Origin of the sequence: Pseudomonas sp. NPDC078700 (assembly GCF_044542375.1) — a bacterium.
Classification (GTDB): Bacteria; Pseudomonadota; Gammaproteobacteria; order Pseudomonadales; family Pseudomonadaceae; genus Aquipseudomonas.
In genome coordinates this window covers 415,170-437,319 of sequence record NZ_JBITUI010000001.1, presented here as the reverse complement: position 1 = coordinate 437,319, position 22,150 = coordinate 415,170, and the positions used below count along the sequence as shown (strand labels likewise).

General features: G+C 54.5%; 17 protein-coding genes. 14 read left to right on the top strand and 3 right to left on the bottom strand.

The genetic code is table 11. The features are described 5' to 3' along the window. Positions 1 to 46: 46 nt before the first annotated feature. Both ACIGCM_RS02030 and ACIGCM_RS02025 read right to left on the bottom strand, forming a co-directional pair. Positions 47 to 1,090, bottom strand: a complete 1,044-nt coding sequence (locus ACIGCM_RS02030; protein WP_397500370.1) for an AraC family transcriptional regulator — start codon at positions 1,088 to 1,090, stop codon at positions 47 to 49. Then, complete coding sequence (locus tag ACIGCM_RS02025) at positions 1,081 to 2,214, bottom strand: carbon-nitrogen hydrolase family protein (RefSeq protein ID WP_397500369.1); 1,134 nt, start codon at positions 2,212 to 2,214, stop codon at positions 1,081 to 1,083. The genes ACIGCM_RS02030 and ACIGCM_RS02025 overlap by 10 nt, the downstream gene beginning before the upstream one ends. A 267-nt stretch (positions 2,215 to 2,481) precedes the next feature. Between ACIGCM_RS02025 and ACIGCM_RS02020 the strand changes: the two genes are divergently transcribed. From ACIGCM_RS02020 to ACIGCM_RS02000, 5 genes are all read left to right on the top strand, one after another. Next, positions 2,482 to 4,515 (top strand): FAD-dependent oxidoreductase, encoded by a 2,034-nt coding sequence (locus ACIGCM_RS02020; protein ID WP_397500368.1) that lies wholly within the window; start codon positions 2,482 to 2,484, stop codon positions 4,513 to 4,515. 27 nt (positions 4,516 to 4,542) lie between these two features. Then, positions 4,543 to 4,956, top strand: a complete 414-nt coding sequence (locus ACIGCM_RS02015) for a nuclear transport factor 2 family protein (protein ID WP_397500367.1) — start codon at positions 4,543 to 4,545, stop codon at positions 4,954 to 4,956. 369 nt (positions 4,957 to 5,325) lie between these two features. Beyond that, on the top strand, positions 5,326 to 6,696 hold the full coding sequence (locus ACIGCM_RS02010) for a chromosome partitioning protein ParA (RefSeq protein ID WP_397500366.1): 1,371 nt from the start codon (positions 5,326 to 5,328) through the stop codon (positions 6,694 to 6,696). A 6-nt stretch (positions 6,697 to 6,702) separates the two neighbouring features. After that, positions 6,703 to 7,626, top strand: a complete 924-nt coding sequence (locus ACIGCM_RS02005) for a 1-aminocyclopropane-1-carboxylate deaminase/D-cysteine desulfhydrase (RefSeq protein WP_397500365.1) — start codon at positions 6,703 to 6,705, stop codon at positions 7,624 to 7,626. Between the two features lie 128 nt (positions 7,627 to 7,754). Continuing rightward, positions 7,755 to 8,951, top strand: coding sequence for a lytic murein transglycosylase (locus ACIGCM_RS02000; RefSeq protein WP_397500364.1), 1,197 nt, complete (start codon positions 7,755 to 7,757; stop codon positions 8,949 to 8,951). A gap of 115 nt (positions 8,952 to 9,066) precedes the next feature. On the opposite strand, the gene ACIGCM_RS01995 is transcribed toward ACIGCM_RS02000, so the two are convergent. Further along, positions 9,067 to 10,026 carry a DUF1853 family protein gene (locus ACIGCM_RS01995; RefSeq protein WP_397500363.1) on the bottom strand — a complete coding sequence of 320 codons (960 nt, stop codon included), beginning with the start codon at positions 10,024 to 10,026 and terminating at the stop codon, positions 9,067 to 9,069. 207 nt (positions 10,027 to 10,233) lie between these two features. Here ACIGCM_RS01995 and ACIGCM_RS01990 point away from each other — a divergent pair, with 207 nt between their 5' ends. The 9 genes from ACIGCM_RS01990 (at position 10,234) to ACIGCM_RS01950 (ending at position 22,139) form a co-directional block, all read left to right on the top strand. Then, complete coding sequence (locus tag ACIGCM_RS01990) at positions 10,234 to 11,124, top strand: NAD(+) kinase (RefSeq protein ID WP_010483042.1); 891 nt, start codon at positions 10,234 to 10,236, stop codon at positions 11,122 to 11,124. Then, the gene (locus tag ACIGCM_RS01985; RefSeq protein WP_397500362.1) at positions 11,125 to 12,099 is read left to right on the top strand and encodes a metallophosphoesterase; all 975 of its coding nucleotides are present in this window, start codon (positions 11,125 to 11,127) and stop codon (positions 12,097 to 12,099) included. Beyond that, positions 12,096 to 12,962, top strand: coding sequence for a rhomboid family intramembrane serine protease (locus ACIGCM_RS01980; protein ID WP_397500361.1), 867 nt, complete (start codon positions 12,096 to 12,098; stop codon positions 12,960 to 12,962). Before ACIGCM_RS01985 ends, ACIGCM_RS01980 begins: the two co-directional genes overlap by 4 nt. A 39-nt stretch (positions 12,963 to 13,001) precedes the next feature. Next, complete coding sequence (locus ACIGCM_RS01975; RefSeq protein WP_397500360.1) at positions 13,002 to 13,265, top strand: YeaC family protein; 264 nt, start codon at positions 13,002 to 13,004, stop codon at positions 13,263 to 13,265. A gap of 20 nt (positions 13,266 to 13,285) precedes the next feature. After that, positions 13,286 to 14,116: a DUF2797 domain-containing protein gene (locus tag ACIGCM_RS01970; protein ID WP_397500359.1), complete on the top strand. Its 831-nt coding sequence runs from the start codon at positions 13,286 to 13,288 to the stop codon at positions 14,114 to 14,116. A gap of 95 nt (positions 14,117 to 14,211) precedes the next feature. Then, complete coding sequence (gene pepN / locus ACIGCM_RS01965) at positions 14,212 to 16,872, top strand: aminopeptidase N (RefSeq protein WP_397500358.1); 2,661 nt, start codon at positions 14,212 to 14,214, stop codon at positions 16,870 to 16,872. Positions 16,873 to 17,392: 520 nt separating this feature from the next. Beyond that, on the top strand, positions 17,393 to 19,354 hold the full coding sequence (locus tag ACIGCM_RS01960; RefSeq protein ID WP_397500357.1) for a DUF1302 domain-containing protein: 1,962 nt from the start codon (positions 17,393 to 17,395) through the stop codon (positions 19,352 to 19,354). Between the two features lie 110 nt (positions 19,355 to 19,464). Then, the gene (locus ACIGCM_RS01955) at positions 19,465 to 20,835 is read left to right on the top strand and encodes a DUF1329 domain-containing protein (protein ID WP_397500356.1); all 1,371 of its coding nucleotides are present in this window, start codon (positions 19,465 to 19,467) and stop codon (positions 20,833 to 20,835) included. Positions 20,836 to 21,050: 215 nt separating this feature from the next. Next, the gene (locus ACIGCM_RS01950; RefSeq protein ID WP_397500355.1) at positions 21,051 to 22,139 is read left to right on the top strand and encodes a WD40/YVTN/BNR-like repeat-containing protein; all 1,089 of its coding nucleotides are present in this window, start codon (positions 21,051 to 21,053) and stop codon (positions 22,137 to 22,139) included. Positions 22,140 to 22,150 lie beyond the last annotated feature (11 nt).

The window sequence follows — 22,150 nt, the reverse complement described above, 5'->3', positions numbered from 1 at the left end:
AGATGCCACTGAGCTTTAATCCAGCCTCTCAAGCCATTCTGCCTGGCTAAAGCGTAAGGCGCTGTGCTCGGCGAAATTCGCCTGGGGTTTGCTGGTTCCACCGTTTAAATGCACGCTGAAAGGCCTCGGCAGAGGCAAAGCCTAGCAAGTAGGCAATCTCACCAAATGCCAATTCGGTATCGCGTATGTAAGCCACTGCCAGATCATGGCGTGTCTCATTGAGGATTGCGCGAAACTGAGTCCCTTCCTCCGCCAGCTTGCGACGCAATGTCCACGTCGGCATTTGTAGGCGTGTGGCCACTTCCTGCAAGTCGGGTTCGCGACCGTGTAGTAGCGGCCCCAATAATTGAATAATGCGCTCGCGCAAGCTGCGCGTGCGGGTCAATTGCTCCAGTTCTCGCTCGCACAACTCAAGTAAGTGCAGCCATGTGCTGGGGCAGTGTTGTGGGTTGCGCAGGGTGAGCATGGCCTGGCTCAGGCGCAGTTGGTTGTGCTGCGCAGCAAAGTCAACGGTGCACCCCAGTGCGGCTTCGTATTCGCCGCTGTAGCTGGGGGCCGGAAACTCAATGTGCGCGCGTTCAGGAATGATTGGTTGCTGAGCAACCTGTCCTAATTGCTGAGCCCAGCCGGCAAGCACAGAGTCAATTACAAAGCGGTTATAGGCGTTGTACGGGCTGATCGAATAAAAGCGCAGCCAGGCACCTTGGTTGTCTTCAACAAAGTTGGCGTGGCCGCGATAGTTTGAGGCGTACAGCGGTTCGAAGCGAATCAGGCTGCGCGCCGCCTCTCGCACTGTTGGTGCCTGGGCTGCGGTTACTCCGGCGAGCCCCAGTTGGCTAAGGCGGCTGAGTTTACCCATGGTCAGGCCAAGCCCGGGCTGCTGGGTTTGTTCAATCGCTGCGTGGCCCAGGCGCATATAACGCGGTATGGACATGCGTGCACGTGGGCTTGCCAGGCGTGCCGGGTCAAGACCGTACCCTTCAAGCAGTGCGGATGGATTTTGACCGTAGCTGCGCATTGCCTCGGTCAAGCTGTCCACAAAGCCTACAGACAGATCCCCAAGGCGTATACGCGGGCCTTTTACAGCCATAGATTGACGAGGTGGGCGCCGCGCTTATCGCCAGCAATTGCATGGTTCTGGCCGTCGCTTACAACGCTGCGCCCATCAATCCCCATGCGCCACAATTGCCCGCGCATAAACACCATGGCACCGGCCCGTGCGCCACTGTCTTTTAGGTGATTGGGTATCGCCAGTTGTTGCCAGGCTTCACCTTCACTGACGCTGTCATCAGCCAAGGTTGGCGTCTGTGGCTTGGCGGCGTGCTTGTAGCCTTTCCAGGGCTTGTTCCACTGGGTCTTGCCCTTAACAAAGCCGGGTACTGCTAAAAGCTCAATATGCTGCTTGGCCAGTGCGGCGTAACTGGCTGGATACCAGCTGTCGGTGCCGATAAGTACCGCCAGACGCCCGGCCGGGGTGTTGAATGTTTGCAGTTGCTCAATAGGCGCGGCGGCGATAATGCTGCGCTCGCGGCTTGATGGGTAAATCTTGCGCTGTGGCTGGCCGATGATTTTGCCGTCTGCGCCATAAACCACGCTGATGTTGTACAGCGGACCATCGCCAATGCGCAGCGTACCGTCTTCATTGCGGGGCTCAGGCAATACGATCGAGCCGGCAACCAAGGTGATGCCAAAGTCTTTGGCCAGACCGCTGAACAGTGTTTGGTAATCAGCTGCCATTTGTTCGGCTTTGAGGCGGAATAGTGCATCGCTGAAATCTTTATTACTTGGCGTGCCGAGCAGGGCTTGCGGCACGCCAAGTGGATGACTGGCGGCTAGCCATTTGACCGCTTCTTGCAAGCTGTCACTTTTATAAAACTCGGGCTTCTCGCCCGCGGCGACCAACCAAGTGCCAATGTGCTCGGGCAGAATGGCAATGGTTTTGGCACTTATCAGGCCCTCACTGCGGGCCTTTTCAAGGTAGGCAGCAAGCTTCAGGTGCAAGGTCTCGCGGCTCTGGTAGTCACTGGCAAACAGTAGCGGCTGAACACCAAGCAGATTACCGCGATCACCGGGCCTACCTTGGTTAACGCTGATTTCGCTGCTGAGGTCGGTGAGGATGATGCCGACATCAGGGCGTTGCTGCGCCCAATAGACATAGCCACCGGCGCTGCCGAGCACGAGGATAAGAATGCTGAGAGTAATAAATAGGCGCATGGTCGTTTAGCGTTGAGAATTCGATTCTCAGGGTAGGGGAGCGCGAAGCTGTTGCCAAGCGCTTGCTGCGCATTTGGATCAATAAGTTGTTAGTTAGGGTCATTGAGCTGTGCGCTTGGGCTATTTATCTTGGTTTACATACCGATCGTGATTCGCATGCAGGCACCCAACCCATCGTACTGGCTTTTTTCAGTGCACTGATGAGGCGTCTGTATCCAATGAAATTGCGGCATACCGTGAATGTTAATGCTTGATGTGGAGACTTCCATGAGCGCTCTGTACCCGAATCTGCTAGCTCCGTTGGACCTTGGCTTTACCACCCTGAAAAACCGCACGCTGATGGGCTCAATGCACACCGGGCTGGAGGAGAAGGCAGGTGGCTTTGAGCGTATGGCCGCTTATTTCGCCGAGCGTGCCCGTGGTGGTGTTGGCCTGATGGTTACAGGCGGCATTGGCCCCAACGTTGAAGGTGGCGTGTATTCTGGCGCGGCTAAGTTGACCACTGTTGAAGAAGCCGAACAGCACAAGATCGTCACCCGCGCAGTGCATGAGGCTGATGGCAAAATCTGCATGCAGATTCTTCACGCAGGTCGTTATGCCTACAGCCCTAAGTCAGTCGCCCCCAGTGCGATTCAAGCGCCGATCAACCCGTTCAAGCCCACTGAATTAGATGAAGAGGGCATTGAGAAACAGATTCAGGATTTCGTGACGTGCTCGGAGCTGGCGCAACAGGCTGAGTACGATGGCGTCGAAATCATGGGTTCCGAAGGTTACTTCATTAACCAGTTTCTCGCTGCGCACACCAACCAGCGCACCGACCGTTGGGGTGGAAGCTACGAAAACCGTATGCGTTTGCCAGTTGAAATCGTTAGCCGCGTGCGCGAAGCCGTGGGTCCCAATTTCATTATTATTTATCGCCTGTCGATGCTTGACCTGGTTGAAGGCGGCAGCACCTGGGAAGAAATTGTGCAGTTGGCTCAGGCCATCGAGAAAGCCGGTGCGACGCTGATCAACACCGGTATTGGCTGGCATGAAGCACGTATTCCAACCATCGCCACTAAAGTCCCGCGTGCAGCCTTTACCAAGGTGACGGCAAAGTTGCGCGGGTCGGTGTCGATTCCGCTGATCACCACCAATCGCATCAACACACCAGAAATTGCCGAGCAAGTATTGGCTGAAGGTGATGCTGATATGGTTTCAATGGCGCGTCCATTCTTGGCTGACCCTGACTTTGTTAATAAAGCTGCGCAAGGCCGTGCTGACGAGATCAACACCTGCATCGGCTGTAACCAGGCCTGTCTGGATCATACCTTTGGCGGTAAGTTAACCAGTTGCCTGGTTAACCCCCGTGCCTGCCATGAAACCGAGTTGAATTACATCGCCGCCACTCAGGTTAAAAACATCGCCGTGGTTGGCGCAGGTCCTGCCGGCCTCGCCGCCGCGACAGTGGCCGCCGAGCGCGGCCATCAGGTGACCTTGTTTGATAGCGCAGCCGAGATCGGCGGGCAGTTCAACGTTGCCAAGCGTGTTCCGGGCAAAGAAGAATTCTTTGAAACCCTGCGTTACTTCAAGCGCAAGCTGGAAACCACCGGGGTCAACCTGCGGCTGAATACTCGGGTTAATGTCGAGGAGCTGGTGGCTGGCGGTTTTGATGAAGTGATTTTGGCAACCGGTATTGCGCCGCGTACCCCGGAAATTCCGGGTATCGATAACGCTAAGGTCATCAACTATCTCGATGCAATTTTGCAGCGTAAACCTGTCGGTGAGAAGGTTGCGGTCATCGGTGCAGGTGGTATCGGCTTTGACGTTTCTGAGTTCATAACCCATGCGGGTACGGCTACCAGCCTTGACCGCGAGGCGTTTTGGAAAGAGTGGGGTATTGATGGTCAGCTTGAAGCGCGAGGCGGTGTTGCCGGTATCGCAGCTGAGCCTCATGCACCTGCGCGGCAGGTATTTCTGTTGCAGCGCAAAAAGACCAAGGTGGGCGATGGCTTGGGTAAGACCACTGGCTGGATTCACCGTGCCGGGTTGAAGAATAAGCAGGTGCAGATGCTCAACAATGTGCAGTACCTGAAGGTTGACGATGCCGGCTTGCATATCAGCATTGCCGATGCCGAAGCTCAGGTGTTGCCGGTCGACACCATTATTGTCTGCGCCGGTCAGGATCCGCTGCGTGAACTGCAGGACGGCTTGCAGGCCGCAGGCCAAAGCGTGCACCTGATTGGGGGCGCGGATGTGGCTGCCGAACTGGATGCCAAGCGGGCAATCAATCAAGGGTCTCGATTGGCGGCTGAGATTTAATCAATAAACCCACAGTGAGGTGCAGTGATGACCCTGTTAGCCGTTAAGCCGAACATTGCTCCAGCCATGGAGCAATGGCATGCAATGATTGCCAGCAAGGACCTGAGCGGCCTGCCTGGACTGCTCCATCCCGATGCCGTCTTTCGCTCGCCGATGGCGTTCAAGCCCTATGCGGGCGCGGGCATGGTCGCGATGATCTTGAATACCGTTATTCAGGTATTTGAAGACTTCACCTACCACCGCGAACTGGTCTCGGCAGACGGGTTAAATGTGGTGCTGGAGTTCAGCGCCAAAGTGGCGGATCGTGAGCTAAAGGGCATCGATATGGTGCGCTTTAACGAGCAGGGCCAAATCGTTGATTTTGAGGTCATGATTCGGCCGATGAGTGGCCTGCAGGCTTTGGGCGATGAAATGGGTAAGCGTCTGCGCGGCGCTGTCTAGCTCTGAGCAGTGCCTGAGTTGATCGGGCACTGTGACCCTCTCTTGATTGCTGCAGCTAATGTCGCTGCAGCTGACATAAAATGTCGAATGCTGACAGTTTGTACCAATCCCATCACACTTTTGCTGTGCAGTTAGGTCGTCTCGCTATTGTGGGGAGGCGACTGCCAACCCAGTCACATTGCTGGGATTGGCTTTTCCCCTAGACTTGCTCAAACGGTCGTCTTGCGCCTGACTGCTGGTGCGCGTCAATTAATGATGTGTACTTCTAGGCGTTATCATCGCTCAACAGTGCTTGGATCCTTTGGTTACAGGCTCATAGCCATGTGCGATGCTCAGCGGGCACCGCCAATCTAGTTTTGAGGGAATTGGATGAGCATGCAGAACAAGCCGCAGATGGTTGATGCCGTAATGTTCTTCAGTGAACACGGTGGTGTCTGCAAGCAAATGTTCTTCACTGAGTTTGAGGCCCTGCTTGATGGCATGGTCAATATGCCTGAGTTCGCCGATCAACAAGTGCGGGCGGCCTATGTGATGATCAACCCACGGTTGATGATCCGTTCAGTGGTGTTCTTCTACCTCGACTTTGATGAGAAGGGCATACCGGATAACGGCTGGAATATCCCGCTGCAGCATCTGGCCGAAAAGTCTGGGCGCGGGCCTGACATGGGGGCGGGGCCGATTCGATTGGCGTGTCGTAGCCAGTGCCCTGTGTCTTGGCACCAAATGCACCTGTGGGACCCCAATCTGGCACCGGGCCAGAACGACCTGGTTATTTTGCGCGATATCGTTAAGGCCAATCATCTGGGGCTGCTGGTTGAAAATGACAGTACGCAATCAGTTGCGCCTGAACGCTTGCAAATGGTTTCAGATGACAAGTGGTACTCAGCTGACCCTGCCACTGAAGAAGCGGAAAAGGTTGCGGAAAAACTCAATCAGGAACAACGCCTAAAAGCTGCGCAGTTGATCAAACAGCAGCGTTTGCGTATCGGCAGCCTGAGTCTTCAGCACGAAGAAGAGCTGGCAAAGCTTAAATTGGCCAGCGCGCAACAGAGCCAGTTACTCGAAGCAAAAATTGCCCTTATCCAGAAGTCCTTGCTTCAGCAGCAAGCACTGAATGCGGACTTGAAAAAGCAGCTTGCAGAACAAGCGGCAAGCTTTCAGTCATCGCGCGAAAAAATGACCGAACAACTGCGCACGTTACAAACCAACGGGCGCAGCGAGATCGATCTGATGCGCACGCAGTTCGACAGTGAAATGCAGGCAAAAATTGCCTCGGCTGTGGTTGAGTTTAAAGAGCAGATAGCCATTCGTGATGTCGAGTTGGCGTATCGTCAGGAGCAGGACGGCAAGCTGCAGCAGGAGGTTGAGCGCCTGAGCGCCGAGCGTGAGCAGTTGGCTGGGCAAAGTGATGGTCAGATTCTTGAGCGTTTGTCCAACTTGGGCATGGTATTTGTGGTTTATCATCCTGGGGCCGGACACTTAACCATCGCCCTGCAAGATATCGCCCGTTATCAGGAAAATCCCTTTGCCTATGCTGCATCCAAATGCTTTGTCTCTGAGGAGCAGTACACTCAGTGGTTGGCGCACTATCAGCAGCCCGCTTGCGAAGCACTGCTGGCCAATGGTCAGCGTTGTGCGATTCGGATTGACCGAGTCGATGCCCCTAGTCGTTTCAAACCCGGTGACTCCAACTGTTGCGCCCGGCACAAGGATGACGCGCGCATGCGCACCGTGGGTTGATTTGCCTTGAACTTCATCGACTGGACGCCAACAGCACCTTTGCAACTGTTAAACCTGCATTGGCTGGCAAATTCCGGTGTTGAGGTGGCTGTCCTGCGTCTCGACATGATTGACCGGCAGGTCAGCGGCAACAAATGGTTCAAGCTGGCACCGCACCTTAATGCTGCCGCCGAACAAGGTGCTCAGGGGCTTATCAGCTTAGGGGGTGCCCACTCAAACCATTTGCACGCATTGGCTGCTGCGGGTCAGCGCTTTGGCTTTCAAACTGTCGGTCTGTTACGCGGAAATCAACAGCTGACGCCTACCAGCCTTGAGCTTGAACAGTTAGGCATGCAGCTGCACTGGCTGGGTTACGGTGGCTATCGCGCGCGCAATTTGCCTGGGTTCTGGCAGCCTTGGCGACTGCGTTATCCTCATTTGCAGCCTGTGCCTGAAGGCGGTGGCGGCTTACTGGGCGCACAAGGTTGTCAGCCTTTGGTGGCATTGGTGCGCAGCCAACTTAAGCAGATCAACTGGCCGGATTATCACGCCTGGTGGCTGGCAGTTGGAACGGGTACCACCTTGGCAGGTCTGGTCATGGCCGAGGCTAACGCGCACCCGGTTTATGGCGCTTTAGCTGTTCCGGCAAGGCATGGTGCAGAGCAGCAGATTTCCGACCTGCTGAGTCAGGCACTGCTGGCTGATCAGGGATACCGGCTGTTGGATGCGGCGCGCGGTGGCTTTGCCAAGGTTGACCCAGAGCTGCTGGATTTTATGCAGGCCTGTGAAAACGAGGCCGATATGCAATTTGAGCCGCTGTACACGGCCAAGGCTCTATTGGCCTTGCGCGAACAGATCGAGCAGGGTGCATTTCCACCTGGAACAAGACTGATCTTTGTCCATACCGGGGGCTTGCAGGGGCGCGCAGCAGCCTTGGCAAAAAGCCGGTAACGGAACTGGCGCGACTAACGCCTCTCTGAACACTACACTGTCCGCTTTATGGCAGGCCTGCTGAAACGTACTGGCGCAGTCGTTTTCGCTCGGCCTGATGGACCGGTTTAAGTATCAGGGATTATGCGATGAACAACGTTATCACCGGTATAGGCGCGATATTGCTCAGTGCAGGCGCTTTTGCAACCCAGGCCCAGGCCGCCTCTTTTCAGCAGTGCCTGGGTGGCTTGCGTGGTCAAGCTATGGCCAAGGGCGTCTCTGGCGCGACCTTCGACCGTTACACCCAAACCCTTGAGCCTGACATGAGTGTGCTCGAACTGCTGGATTCCCAGCCAGAATTCAGCACCCCAATCTGGGATTATCTCGCGGCTTTGGTCGATCAGCAGCGTGTCGATGAAGGCAGGCAGATGCTCAAGGAGCACGCCGATACCCTGGCTAAAGTATCGCGCACCTACGGTGTCGATGCAGCCACTGTGGTTGCGGTCTGGGGCGTTGAAAGCGATTACGGTAAAACCTTCGGCAAGCGTCCTTTGCTGACCTCGCTTAGTACATTGTCGTGTTATGGGCGGCGCCAGGCGTTCTTCCAGGGCGAGTTTTTCGCCACCTTGAAGTTGCTGCAATCCGGGGATATCCAGGCTCAAGAATTGAACGGTTCCTGGGCGGGGGCTTTTGGTCACACCCAGTTCATGCCTTCTACCTATCAGCGTATTGCGGTTGATGGTGACGGTGATGGTCGCCGTGATCTGGTGGCGAGCATCCCGGATGCGTTGGCATCAACCGCGAACTACCTCAAGCGTTCTGGCTGGCGTACCGGCCAGCCTTGGGGGTACGAAGTTAAGCTGCCAGCGGGATTCAACACCTCAGGAACAGGGCGTAAAAACAAGCGTCCGCTGAAAGACTGGGTCGCCCGCGGGGTGGTCAAGGTCGATGGGTCGGCCATCACACCAAGCGATACGCCGGCTGGTATTTTACTGCCCGCAGGCGCTAAGGGGCCGGCATTTATTGTCATGCGCAACTTCGATGCGATTTACTCCTATAACGCGGCTGAAAGCTATGCGTTGGCCATTGCTCATCTGTCTGATCGCCTGCGCGGCGGCGGTGAACTCGTGACGCCGTGGCCCACAGATGATCCAGGGCTTAGTCGTGCCGAGCGCAAGCAACTTCAGCAGTTATTGCTTGCCCGTGGCTATGACATTGGCGAGGCTGATGGTTTGATCGGCACCAATACCCGTAAAGCCATCGTTGAAGAGCAGAAGCGCCTAGGCTTGCAGCCCTATGACGGTCGTGCTGGCAAGAAAATCCTTAAAGCGATGCAGGCACAATAAGCATCTGTTTGGTGGGGTGGATAATGCTTTTTTATCCATTATTTGCAGTCGCAAACATTCGGGCTACTTGGCTGAGCCACGGAGGGCAAGCTGCGCGTAGCCACACCCGGACGGTTTATCGATAGGGTTTAAGTGTTTCTGGCCAGCTGTCACTGACTAGAAACACGCGTTGCTGCTCCAGCCAATAGCCCTCCGGACCTTGTTCCAGTCGAACCAGTAATTGCGCATTGGTGTTGGCTTCGAGGGTGGCAAACCATATGGGCAGCTGGTCATTGGACCAGTGATTGGCTTGGCTGATTCGTGCCGGAGCAAGCCAGTCATGGCGTGGCAGAATTTGCCAGCTCGCCCCTGGGTGTTCGGCCAGCAGCCTCGGCCAATCGCACTGATGAACCCAATTGCCGCGTAAATGCTCAGGGTGAGCCCCGGTCGGGGGTAGGCAACCCTTTGGCCATGGGTAAAACAAATAGCCGGCAACCCACATCGAGGCTTGAACCGACTGGCTGTTTATCCCTTCCCGGGCCAGCGTGGACAGGGCTTGCTCGGTTTTCGACAGCGGGAGTTGATGCGCCGTGATGTGGCTCAGCTTCAAGTCCAGTCGGTCACGGCTGCCAGGGCCGAGCCAGTGATGGTTGGCAGTGCCGCTGGAAAATTGTTCGCCTAGGTAAAGTTTGATGGCCAACTCAAGATGATGAAGGCCTTCCGCGTCCTGCAGGATCAGGTCCAGCTCACCCAGGGTGTGCCCTTCGCGGCGAATCGGCAGGTTTGCCGCGAGAATCTCTACATCCGGTGCTGCATTCAGGGCGAACTGCCACAGACGCTCGTAATAGAGGCCCAGGCGGCGCACCGAGCGCTTGGCCAACCAATGGGTCAGGCTCGAGCAATCGTTATCCAGGGTTAGCAGCCAATCTGCCAGCAATTGCGGCTCACGGGCCCAGCGGCTGGCTGTTAACGGGTGACGTTGGCGGGTGGGTGTCTCGCTTAAAAGCGGTGGGGCAAGTATTACCCACGCCAAGTCGCGCACAGCTGGTTGCAGGAGGCGGGCCGGAAGATCGTTGAGTGAGCGAAACAAATTCATTACACCAGCATAGCGTTATTTACCTGTCAGTAAGTAAGGGTTGTGACTTCTTAAGCGCTTGTAATTGGCGCAAATGCACCCATCTATGGAGTCTGGATGCTTGATTTGGCGGCTACCCGCTTGACGGGTTTAGAGGCTCAAGTTTGCTGCGCTTGCAGGCTTTCGACCATAATCTAACTCTCTAAAGATTCAGCCTGCGGGAGCACCATGGAGCAATTTCGGAATATCGGCATCATTGGTCGCCTTGGCAGCACGCAGGTGCTCGACACTATTCGTCGACTGAAGAAGTTCCTGCTCGACCGGCACACCCATGTGATTCTTGAGGACTCGATTGCTGAAGTCCTGCCCGGCCACGGCCTGCAGACCTCTTCGCGGAAGAATCTCGGTGAAATCTGTGACTTGGTGATCGTCGTCGGCGGTGATGGCAGTCTGCTCGGCGCTGCCCGTGCCTTGGCCCGGCATAAGATCCCCGTGCTTGGGGTTAACCGTGGCAGCCTGGGGTTTCTGACGGACATCCGTCCTGATGAGCTTGAAGTCAAAGTCGCTGAAGTGCTGGACGGCAACTATTTAACTGAAAATCGCTTTTTGCTCGAAACAGAAGTACGGCGCAACGCTGAGGCCATCGGCCAGGGTGATGCGCTCAACGATGTTGTGCTGCACCCGGGCAAGTCGACGCGGATGATCGAGTTTGAACTGTTTATCGACGGCCAGTTTGTTTGCAGCCAGAAAGCTGACGGTTTGATTGTCTCAACCCCAACCGGCTCGACGGCTTATGCGCTGTCTGCCGGTGGCCCGATTATGCATCCCAAGCTGGATGCAATTGTGATCGTGCCGATGTATCCGCACACCTTGTCGAGCCGGCCGATTGTAGTGGATGGCAATAGTGAGTTGAAAATTGTCGTTTCCAAAGACCTGCAAATTTATCCGCAGGTCTCATGTGACGGGCAAAACCACTTCACCTGCGCCCCAGGCGATACTGTGACCATTCGCAAGAAGCCGCAAAAGTTGTGTTTGATTCATCCACTCGATCACAACTATTACGAAGTCTGCCGCACCAAGTTAGGTTGGGGCAGCCGTCTTGGTGGTGGAGGCGAGTAAATGCGCCTGGACCCTGAGCGAAGTTACGACCTGATCGGTGATATCCACGGTTGTGCCCGAACACTGGCACGCTTGCTGGATAAGCTGGATTATCGGCTAGAGGGCGGCGTTTGGCGTCACCCTACGCGTATGGCGATTTTCCTTGGCGACATCGTTGATCGTGGCCCACGGATACGCGAAGCCGTGAACCTGGTGCGCGCCATGGTCGATGCTGGGTCGGCGGTGTGCATCATGGGCAACCATGAATTTAATGCATTGGCATGGACCACGCCTGCCCATCCAGGCAGTGCTCGTCAGTTTGTCCGTGAGCACAACGCCCGGCACGGCCGCATGATCGAGGAAACCCTGCAGCAATACGCTGCGTATCCTGCCGAGTGGCGTGAAAGTCTTGAGTGGTTCTATCAGTTGCCGCTGTTTATTGATGCGGGGCGGTTTCGCGCTGTGCACGCCTGCTGGGACGATGAACTCATTACTCCATTACGTGCGCAGTTCCCTGACGGTCGCATTAATCAAGCGTTCGTGAAGGCGGCAGCCGAGCATGGTAGTTTCGCCAATACCGCATTCAACCGTTTGCTGCGTGGTACGGACATGCGCTTGCCCCATGGCATGACGCTGACCAGTGATGACGGTTTCACTCGCTCTTTTTTCCGCACTAAATTTTGGGAAGAAAACCCACAAACATACGGCGATATAGTATTCCAGCCCGACGCTTTGCCTGAGTTAGCCGCGCAAACGCCCTTGTCAGAAATGCAAAAAAACGAACTGCTCAGGTATGGCGCCGACCAACCTCTATTGTTTGTCGGTCATTACTGGCGCAGCGGTAAACCGGCACCTATCCGCGCCAACTTGGCGTGCCTGGACTACAGCGCCGTCATGTACGGCCGTTTAGTCGCATACCGTCTTGATCAGGAGCATCGTTTGGATTCGAGTAAATTTGTCTGGGTTGAAGTGGAGAAACCGGAGGCCCCAAAATGAGCCCCGTCGCTGTTTTACGCTTACCCACGCACACCAATTTGACTGGTTTTGTTGCTTTGTTGCAGCGCTTGAAGGTGCCACACCGTGTCAGTGAAGAGGGCGGTGAGCAAGTGTTGTGGGTGCCCGGTGAATCATTGGCAGAGCAGGTACGCGAGCTTTATAGCCGGTACCCGGAAGGCAATAATGAAGCCCAGATAGAAACCTCCGCCGTGCCAACCGCCACGCGACCTGGGTTCGTCCAGCAGATTAAAAATAACCCACTGACCAGCGCGTTATTGCTGCTGACCTTTGTGGTCGCGGCGATCACCTTGCTCGGTGATAATTTTTCGGCGATTCGCTGGCTGAGCTTTGTCGACTTCAAAATTCAGGGCGATTACATCTATTTCAGCTCGGCTGAACAAACCCTGCAGGGGGGGCAATGGTGGCGGTTAATTACGCCCATGCTGATTCACTTTGGCTTCTTGCACCTGGCGATGAATAGCCTGTGGTATTGGGAGCTGGGCAGGCGCATCGAGTCCTATCAGGGTGCGCTTGTCTTGCTGGGGTTGACGCTAGTCTTCAGTCTGGCTTCAAACGTGGCCCAATACAGTTTCGCAGGGCCTTCGCTCTTTGGTGGCTTGTCGGGTGTGCTTTACGGTTTGCTTGGCCATTGTTGGATCTATCAGCGCCTCGCGCCCAACCCGTCATACCGACTGCCGCCCGGCGTGCTGGTAATGATGCTGGTCTGGCTGTTGGTGTGCATGACAGGTGTATTTGAGTTATTGCAATTTGGCTCCATCGCTAACGCCGCGCATGTTGGCGGTTTGGTTGCGGGTTGCCTGACTGGGCTGTGTGGTGGGTTGTGGCAGCGCGCCCGCAGCTAACTGCCTGTTAACATATCGAACTATTTGTGGAGGCGGTATATGTCGTCTTTTTTGGAAACGATCGAAAACATAACCCCCGAAATCTATCAAAGCCTGAAACTGGCGGTAGAGATTGGTAAATGGCCAGATGGTCGCAAGCTGACTCAAGAGCAAAAAGAGTTGAGCTTGCAGGCGCTGATAGCCTGGGAAATTAAAAACCTACCGGAAGAGGAACGTATCGGTTACATGGGGCCGCAAGAGTGCAGCTCTAAGTCCGAGCCGGTGCCAAACCTGTTGTTTAAATCTTCCGATACAGTGCACTGATCTGAGAGTGGCGGTTGTTAATGAATGAGTTGGGGCGCGGTGCGCTGAGCAAAATGTCGGCGCGGTTGGAAAGCCCGGTGCAGTATTCTTTTCGTCTGGATGATCAGCAGATTGCGGTCAACCCGCTGATCGGCAAGACGGTGCGCTTGGAGTTTTTGGGTGCGATCCATTGCAGCCATTGCGGTCGTAAAACCAAAACCAGTTTTAGCCAAGGCTATTGTTATCCCTGCATGCAGAAACTCGCCCAGTGCGATATCTGCATCATGAGCCCAGAGCGTTGCCATTACGATGCAGGCACTTGCCGTGAGCCGAACTGGGGCGAACAGTTCTGTATGACCGATCATGTGGTTTATCTGGCCAATTCGTCCGGGGTTAAAGTCGGGATTACCCGAGCCACCCAGGTACCGACCCGCTGGATCGATCAGGGTGCCATACAAGCGCTGCCGATCATGCGGGTTGCAACACGCCAGCAGTCGGGCTTCGTTGAAGACTTATTGCGCAGTCAGGTAGCGGATAAAACTAACTGGCGCGCACTGCTCAAAGGCGATGCCGTGCCGGTTGACCTCAAGGCCGTGCGTGATGAAATTCTCAGCGCCTGCGCCGCGGGTATGCAGCAATTGCAACAACGCTTTGGTATTCAAGCCATTCAGCCGGTGACTGACGCGCAGGCGCTGGAAATCGCCTACCCAATTGACGCTTATCCGCCGAAGATCAGCAGTTTTAATCTGGATAAAAACCCAATTGCCGAAGGGACCCTGACTGGGGTCAAGGGCCAGTATCTGTTGTTTGATACCGGTGTGATCAATATCCGTAAGTACACGGCGTATCAGTTGGCCGTGAGCAGTAACTGAGACCGAAGTCGATTCAAGTGGTGCCGGGCTGGCTGTATTCTCGCCGGTCTGGGCACAATTAATTTTTGCAAGCGGCTCAATCAAGAGAGGCGACCATGCGTACCGAACAACCGAAGATGATCTACCTGAAAGACTATAAGGCGCCGGATTATTTAATCGATGAAACGCACCTGACCTTCGAGCTGTTTGATGACCACAGCTTGGTTCATGCCCAACTGGTGATGCGGCGTAATCCTGCCTTGAGTGCCGATCTACCTGCACTTGAACTGGACGGGCAAGAGCTTGAGTTGATCTCGATTGCGCTCAATGACCGCCAGCTAACGGCAGCCGATTATCAGCTGACAGACGTGACGCTGACGCTGCAGCCCGATAGCCCTAACTTTGTCATCGACACCACGGTGAAAATTCACCCAGAAAGCAACACCGCACTTGAAGGCTTATATAAGTCCAGCGGCATGTTTTGCACCCAATGTGAAGCCGAAGGCTTTCGCAAGATCACCTATTACCTTGATCGCCCGGACGTGATGAGCAAATTCACCACTACCCTGAGCGCTCAGCAGCACGATTATCCAGTGCTGCTCTCCAACGGCAACCCAATTGCCAGTGGCAGCGAAGAAGACGGCCGCCACTGGGCAACCTGGGAGGATCCGTTTATGAAGCCTGCCTATCTGTTTGCCTTGGTGGCCGGTGACCTCTGGTGTATCGAAGATACCTTTACCACCATGAGCCAGCGCGAAGTGGCGCTGCGCATCTATGTCGAGCCGGAAAACGTCGACAAATGTCAGCACGCCATGAACAGCCTGAAGAAGTCCATGCGCTGGGATGAAGAAGCCTACGGCCGTGAATACGATCTGGACATCTTCATGATTGTTGCGGTCAACGATTTCAATATGGGTGCCATGGAAAACAAGGGCCTGAATATCTTCAACTCCAGCGCCGTTTTGGCTCGCGCTGAAACCGCAACCGATGCTGCACACCAGCGGGTTGAGGCGATTGTTGCCCATGAATATTTCCACAATTGGTCAGGCAACCGCGTGACCTGTCGTGACTGGTTCCAACTGTCATTGAAAGAAGGCTTTACGGTATTCCGTGATTCGCAGTTCAGTGCCGATATGAACTCAGCCACGGTCAAGCGCATTGAAGATGTCGCTTACCTGCGTACCCACCAGTTCGCCGAAGATGCGGGTCCGCTGGCCCATTCGGTGCGCCCGGACGCCTTTATTGAAATTTCCAACTTCTACACACTGACGGTTTACGAGAAAGGTTCGGAAGTGGTGCGCATGATCCGCACACTGCTGGGGACTGAGAGCTTCCGCAAAGGCAGCGATCTGTACTTTGAGCGTCATGATGGGCAAGCGGTGACTTGTGACGACTTTATCAAGGCGATGGAAGATGCCAGTGGCATCGATCTGACTCAGTTCAAACGCTGGTACAGCCAGGCAGGCACACCACGTTTGGCGGTCAGCGAGTCCTATGATGCTGCCAGCCAGCGTTACAGCCTGAGCTTTAAACAAAGCTGCCCGGCTACACCTGGGCAAACCGAAAAACTACCCTTTGTCATCCCTGTGGAGTTGGGACTGCTGGGTGCGCAAGGCCAGCCATTGGCATTGCAGCTTGAAGGTGAGCAGGGCGCAACTGATTCCCTCAGCCGTGTGTTCTCGATTGATCAGGCCGAGCAGACCCTGACGTTTATCAATGTCGCTGAGCAGCCTTTGCCCTCGCTGTTGCGCGGTTTCTCCGCGCCAGTGAAATTGAGCTTCCCGTATAGCCGCGATCAACTGATGTTCTTGATGCAGCACGACAGCGATGGTTTCAATCGCTGGGAAGCCGGCCAGCAATTATCTGTGCAAGTGCTGCAAGAGCTGATAGGTCAGCAGCAAAATGGCGAAGCACTGGTAATGGATCAGCGTTTGGTCAGTGCCCTGCGTACGGTTCTTGACGATAACCAGTTGGATCAGGCCATGGTTGCGGAAATGCTCTCGCTACCGGGTGAAGCCTATCTGACTGAAATCAGCGAGGTCGCCGATGTAGAAGCGATTCACCAAGCCCGTGAGTTTGCTCGCATCCAGCTAGCCGAAGCCCTTCATGATGCGCTTTGGGCGCGTTACCAAACCAATCGGGATATTTCCCGTAACAGTGAATATGTTGCCGAAGCCGAGCATTTTGCTCGTCGTAGCTTGCAGAATATTGCCTTGTCTTACCTGATGCTCGATGCCACGCCAGAAGTTGTGGCAGCCTGTATGGATCAGTTTGAAAACAGTGACAATATGACTGAGCAGTTGACCGCGTTGGCGGTCTTGGTCAACTCGCCATTCAGCAATGAGCGTAGCCAGGTATTGGCAAGCTTTGCTGAGCACTTCAAAGACAATGCGTTGGTCATGGATCAGTGGTTCAGTGTTCAGGCAGCCAGCGGGTTGCCGGGTGGCTTGGAGCGGGTGAAAGCGCTGATGGAGCATCCAGCGTTTACCCTGAAAAACCCGAACAAGGTCCGTGCATTGATCGGTGCATTTGCCGGCCAGAATCTGATCAATTTCCACAACGCCGATGGCAGCGGTTATCGCTTCCTGGCTGACCAAGTCATTACGCTCAATGCGCTTAATCCTCAGATCGCATCGCGCTTGTTGGCGCCCCTGACTCGCTGGCGCAAATATGCGCCAGCACGGCAGGCACTGATGAAGGCTGAGCTGGAGCGTATTGTTGCCTCCGGCGAGCTATCCAGTGATGTGTATGAGGTGGTTAGCAAGAGCCTTGCTTAAAAGCGGCAAAAGCCCGTGTTAGAGCAATTCTAACGGGATGGCATCAGCCCATTTAAAAGTGTTACCGGCGCAAGCTGGTAACACTTTTTTGTTACTCAAAGGAATGAAAGTGCCCGCCTTTAGATCTTAAGCTAAGGAAAGCCTTGATCTTGAGTTTTATAAAATGTCCATGAGTTTTTGAATATATGCGTCTAGATCGGTGCTTGTATGACTTGTCGAGCCATATTGTAGGACAGGGCTTAAATTTGGCGACTGAAATCTGACGATTCATTAAGTGGCTATAGAGTCACAAATCGAAACACAGCCAAAAGTACATTTAAATAATACAACCGTTTGAATTGGCATCATGGTTGCACTGCTCGTAAATATTTAGCCTGCAACGGAACTTTTTCTCACTGGTGGGCGTGAAAAAGTTGGGGCGTTGCGTTTTTCCAGTTTTCAAAAAGACCGTCACCCGTACGGTTAAATCGCGCTCGGTACAGGGCGCAATAAAAATAATGATCTGCCAGGAGTAGTTTCGATGGATATCAAGTCGCGTCATCCACGGGTGTGCTTTGCGCCGGTGAAGGCTGGTTTTGCTTTTGCTGGAATTTTACCGCTGCTCGTGGCTGCACAAGCGCAGGCCGTTGAATTCAGCTTTGCCGATAATGAAATCAATGGCTCCATCGACACTACCGTGTCATACGGTCAGTTGTGGCGTGTACAAGGCCAAGACAAGAGCAACGACGACATCAACGGTAACGATGGCAACCGTAACTTCGATACTGGCCTGGTTTCTGAGGTTTACAAAGTCACCTCTGACTTGGGTGCGACCTACAAGAATTACGGTTTATTTGTCCGCGGTAGTGCGTTCTATGACACCCAGATCATGGATAAGCGCAACGATTTTTACGACGCCAGCGGTCCTGCGCAACCTAGCCAGAATTTCCCCCGTGACGATAGCTTTACCTATGAGACACGGCACAAGGCCGGTCGTGACGCGCAAATTCTCGATGCGTACGTCTATGGCGATTGGGATGTAGCTGATATGCCAGTAACTGCGCGCCTGGGTAAGCAGGTGTTCAACTGGGGTGAAGGCCTGTTCTACCGCGGCGGTATCAACACCACCAACCCGGTCGATGCGGCTAAATTCCGTCTACCTGGCGCTGAGTTGAAAGAAGTGCTGGTGCCGGTTGAGGCGCTGAACTTCAGCGTTGGCCTGACTGACAACCTGTCGCTGGAGTCCTTCTACCAGTTCAACTGGAAAGAAACGGCCATTGATCCGGCAGGCACCTTCTACTCAGAGACAGATTTGTTCGCCGATGGCGGCAATACCGCATACAGCACTCAATCAGCTTTGGCGCCGGTACGGGGTCTTTATCAAGCCTTAAGCGCCGGTAATGTTGGCGGTTTGCAGGGCAATGATTACTTCGATCAGAACGGTGTGATCAAAGTGGCCAATATTGGCTCCGACATCAACGCAAAAGATGACGGCCAGTTCGGTGCGGCGCTGCGTTACATTGCCGAAGATCTGAACAGCACCGAATTCGGTTTCTACTTTGTTAATTATCACTCCAAAGAGCCGCTGATTAACGCTTACGTGAACAGCACCTACGCTGGTCTGGACTTGGATGACCTGGCCAATGTGGGTGGCTTCGCCAGTTACAACGACCTGTTGTCAGCTGCTGGCAGCGGTAATGCTGCCGCTGGGCAAGTTCTGGGTTTGGTCAATGGCGCCTCTGCGGTTGACGTGGCCAATCAGGTCAATGCCCGCCGCGAATACGTTGAAGACATCCGCATGTACGGCATGAGCTTTAACACCACTGTGGGTTTGGCTTCGGTATTCGGTGAGTTGTCTTACCGTCCCAACCTGCCAATCGGTATCTCTACCACTAACGACCTGCTCGGTGATCTGTTGACGCAGGCCGCGCCATTGGCCAGTGGGGGCAAAATCAACATCGCGGGTCAGCAAGTCGGTCTGGAAGATCAGATCCACAACTACGAGCGTGTTGAAGCCTTCAATACCTCCCTTGGTACCATTTATAACTTCGGCCCATCGCTGGGTTTCGACTCGCTGTTCGGTGTTGCTGAACTGGCCTCTGAGCATCTGCGTGGCAGTGATCTGCAATACACCGCGCGTGATGGTTCGAACCGTTATTACTCGGGCCGCGGTAACAGCGCTTACATCGATGAAAACGACCGTAATGATCAGGTAAACAAGAACGCCTACGGTTATACCCTGGTCCTTTCCGGTACCTGGAACGATGTTTATGCCGGGGTCAACCTATCGCCTTACGCGGTATACCGTGACGACTTCGAAGGTAACTCTTACCAGACCGGAAACTTCATCGAAGGTCGCAAGGCATACACCTTGGGCCTCAAAGCTAACTACCTGAATAGTCTTGAGGCGGAGCTTGCCTACACCGAGTTCTACGGTGCTGGCGGTAACAACTCTTCCCGTGACCGCGACAACATTGGCCTCAACGTTAAGTATTCGTTCTGATGCCTGAGCCTGTTGCGTCAAGCGCTTGTCGAGCGTGCGTCAACAGGCTCCCAGATAACCGAACCGAGCGCTCAAGAACGCTCGGTCAAGACTTACCATGGAGAGATAGGATGCTGAACAAGCACACATTGATCGGTGCAGCCATTGCAATGGTGTTGTTTACCGGTAGCACATTGGCAGCCGTTTCCGCTGAAGAAGCCGCAAAGCTGGGCACTACACTGACCCCGTTTGGCGCTGAAAAAGCGGGCAACGCTGCAGGCACGATCCCGGCTTGGACGGGTGGCATCACTAAGGCACCGGCAGATTACAAGACGCCAGGTCAGCACCACCCAGACCCATATGCAGCTGACAAACCGTTGTTCACCATTACCAAGGCCAATCTGGATCAGTACAAGGCCAACCTGACGCCGGGTCAGATTGCCTTGTTCAATACCTATCCAGACACCTATCAGATGCCGGTTTACCAGACGCGTCGCTCGGGTTCTGCACCGCAGTGGGTATATGACAATACCCGCAAGAATGCGACGACCGCCAAGCTGCTCGATGGTGGCAATGGTTTCTCTGACGCCTTCGGCGGTATTCCGTTTCCAATCCCGCAGAATGGGGTTGAAGCACTGTGGAACCACATCGCCCGCTACCGCGGCACTTATATCGTGCGTCGTGCCTCGGAAGTGGCAGTGCAGCGCAATGGCAGCTACTCGCTGGTGACTTCGCAGCAAGAGGCTCTATTCAAGTACTACGACCCGAAAGGCTCGTTCGCTGACCTCAACAACATCATGTTTTACTACCTGTCGTTCACCAAAAGCCCTGCTCGTTTAGCCGGTGGTGCGGTATTGGTACACGAAACCCTGGATCAGGTTAAAGAGCAGCGCCAAGCCTGGGGTTACAACGCCGGCCAGCGTCGTGTTCGTCGCGCGCCAAACCTTGCGTATGACACCCCGATCGCGGCGGCTGATGGTCTGCGCACCGCTGATGACACCGATATGTTTAACGGCGCACCTGATCGCTACGATTGGAAGTTGTTGGGTAAAAAGGAAATCTACATTCCTTACAACAACTACAAAATCACCAGCCCAGAGGTGAAATACGACCAGTTGCTCAAAGAGGGGCATCTCAACCCGGCCTACACCCGCAACGAGTTGCACCGTGTATGGGTTGTTGAAGGCACACTGAAGAGCAGTGCACGGCACATTTACTCCAAGCGTACCCTGTACCTCGACGAAGACAGCTGGCAGGCCGCGGTGGTTGATCAATACGACGGCCGTGGTGAGCTATGGCGCGTATCAATCGCCTACCTGAAGAACTTTTACGAGCTGCCGACAACCTGGTCTGCATTGGACGTATTCCACGACCTGCAGGCGCGTCGCTACTACGTACAGAACCTGGATAACGAAGAGTCGAGCACTATCGACTTCAGCCAGCCGATTCCGGACGATGGTTATTTCAAACCAGCAGCCTTGCGTCGTCGTGGTACACGTTAATTAATCCCAAAGGTGTCTCAGAAAACCTGAGGGTTCCACAAAAGCCGCTATCTTGTTAGCGGCTTTTGTCTATAGGTGAAACGAATAGAGTGTCAATCACGCGGGTTTGCTTTAACAAAACATAACGTCATGCCGATTGTCACGGCCTGCTAAAGCTAAGTAGCATAGGCTTACTGCTAAATGCAGGAACTATAAAAATAAAAGGGGGAAGGTTTATGAGTGAGCCCGTCATGCGGCGCACCTTGTCCGGTGGTTCTGCGAGGTCTAGTCGCACACCGGTGTCGCGCATCAATTCGCCGCTGGGTAAAGCGCTCTCGCTGTGCAGTCTATTGTCAGTTTTAGCTTTGGCTATTGCGCCACTGACTGTTCACGCCGTTGAGCCCGCCAGCCTCTCTTCAATTGAATCACCTCGGGCAAAAAGCTCACTGTTGCTCGATATCACCGTAGCCGGTAAGCGCTTGGTCGCTGTCGGTGACCGTGGCCATATCCTTTATTCCGATGACGATGGTGCCTCCTGGCTTCAGGCCAAGGTGCCTACACGCCAATTGCTAACCGCTGTGTATTTTGTCGATGACAAGCACGGCTGGGCGGTTGGCCACGATGCGCAAATCCTGGCGACCACCGACGGCGGTCAGACATGGACTAAGCAGTTTGAAGACCTGTCACGTGAAGCGCCATTGCTGGATGTTTGGTTTAAAGACAGCCAAACCGGTTTCGCGGTAGGCGCCTATGGTGCTTTATTAGCCACAACCGATGGTGGTGCTAACTGGGAAGACATTAGCGACCGGATGGACAATGAGGATGGGTACCACCTCAACGCGATCATCGCTGTCAAAGACTCTGGCTTGTTCGTTGTAGGTGAGCAGGGCGCTATGTTCCGTTCGCTCGACTGGGGCCAGACCTGGGAGACGCTGCAAAGCCCTTACGACGGATCGTTGTTCGGCGCTGTGGCCACTAAAGAACCGGCAACCTTGCTGGTTTATGGTTTGCGCGGTCATTTGTTCCGTACCACCGATTTTGGTACCACATGGCAACAAATCGAGATCAATACCCCCAATAACGGCCCTTTGGAGTTCGGTCTGGCTGATGGCGAGCTACTTGCCGACGGCTCCATTGTGGTGGTTGGGCATGGCGGCACTGTGCTGAAAAGCACCGACGATGGCCGCAGCTTTAGTCTTGTAAATCGCGCTGATCGGGTCTCTCTGAGCGGTGCTGCAACTACTGATAACGGCAAGCTGGTTCTGGTCGGGCAAGGTGGCGTACACGTCGCTTCGCCAACAGGCGCCGATCTGGGCCAACAATAATAAGCCGGGAG

Bases quoted from the DNA above. Each gene is read 5' to 3' on its own strand.
- ACIGCM_RS01955 (WP_397500356.1), top strand. From the start codon at position 19,465: ATGCTGAACAAGCACACATTGATCGGTGCAGCCATTGCAATGGTGTTG.
- ACIGCM_RS02000 (WP_397500364.1), top strand. From the start codon at position 7,755: ATGAACAACGTTATCACCGGTATAGGCGCGATATTGCTCAGTGCAGGC.
- ACIGCM_RS01975 (WP_397500360.1), top strand. From the start codon at position 13,002: ATGTCGTCTTTTTTGGAAACGATCGAAAACATAACCCCCGAAATCTAT.
- ACIGCM_RS01970 (WP_397500359.1), top strand. From the start codon at position 13,286: ATGAATGAGTTGGGGCGCGGTGCGCTGAGCAAAATGTCGGCGCGGTTG.
- ACIGCM_RS02010 (WP_397500366.1), top strand. From the start codon at position 5,326: ATGAGCATGCAGAACAAGCCGCAGATGGTTGATGCCGTAATGTTCTTC.
- ACIGCM_RS02025 (WP_397500369.1), bottom strand. From the start codon at position 2,214: ATGCGCCTATTTATTACTCTCAGCATTCTTATCCTCGTGCTCGGCAGC.
- ACIGCM_RS01980 (WP_397500361.1), top strand. From the start codon at position 12,096: ATGAGCCCCGTCGCTGTTTTACGCTTACCCACGCACACCAATTTGACT.
- ACIGCM_RS01960 (WP_397500357.1), top strand. From the start codon at position 17,393: ATGGATATCAAGTCGCGTCATCCACGGGTGTGCTTTGCGCCGGTGAAG.
- pepN (WP_397500358.1), top strand. From the start codon at position 14,212: ATGCGTACCGAACAACCGAAGATGATCTACCTGAAAGACTATAAGGCG.
- ACIGCM_RS02015 (WP_397500367.1), top strand. From the start codon at position 4,543: ATGACCCTGTTAGCCGTTAAGCCGAACATTGCTCCAGCCATGGAGCAA.
- ACIGCM_RS02030 (WP_397500370.1), bottom strand. From the start codon at position 1,090: ATGGCTGTAAAAGGCCCGCGTATACGCCTTGGGGATCTGTCTGTAGGC.
- ACIGCM_RS01950 (WP_397500355.1), top strand. From the start codon at position 21,051: ATGAGTGAGCCCGTCATGCGGCGCACCTTGTCCGGTGGTTCTGCGAGG.
- ACIGCM_RS01985 (WP_397500362.1), top strand. From the start codon at position 11,125: ATGCGCCTGGACCCTGAGCGAAGTTACGACCTGATCGGTGATATCCAC.
- ACIGCM_RS01995 (WP_397500363.1), bottom strand. From the start codon at position 10,026: ATGAATTTGTTTCGCTCACTCAACGATCTTCCGGCCCGCCTCCTGCAA.
- ACIGCM_RS02020 (WP_397500368.1), top strand. From the start codon at position 2,482: ATGAGCGCTCTGTACCCGAATCTGCTAGCTCCGTTGGACCTTGGCTTT.
- ACIGCM_RS01990 (WP_010483042.1), top strand. From the start codon at position 10,234: ATGGAGCAATTTCGGAATATCGGCATCATTGGTCGCCTTGGCAGCACG.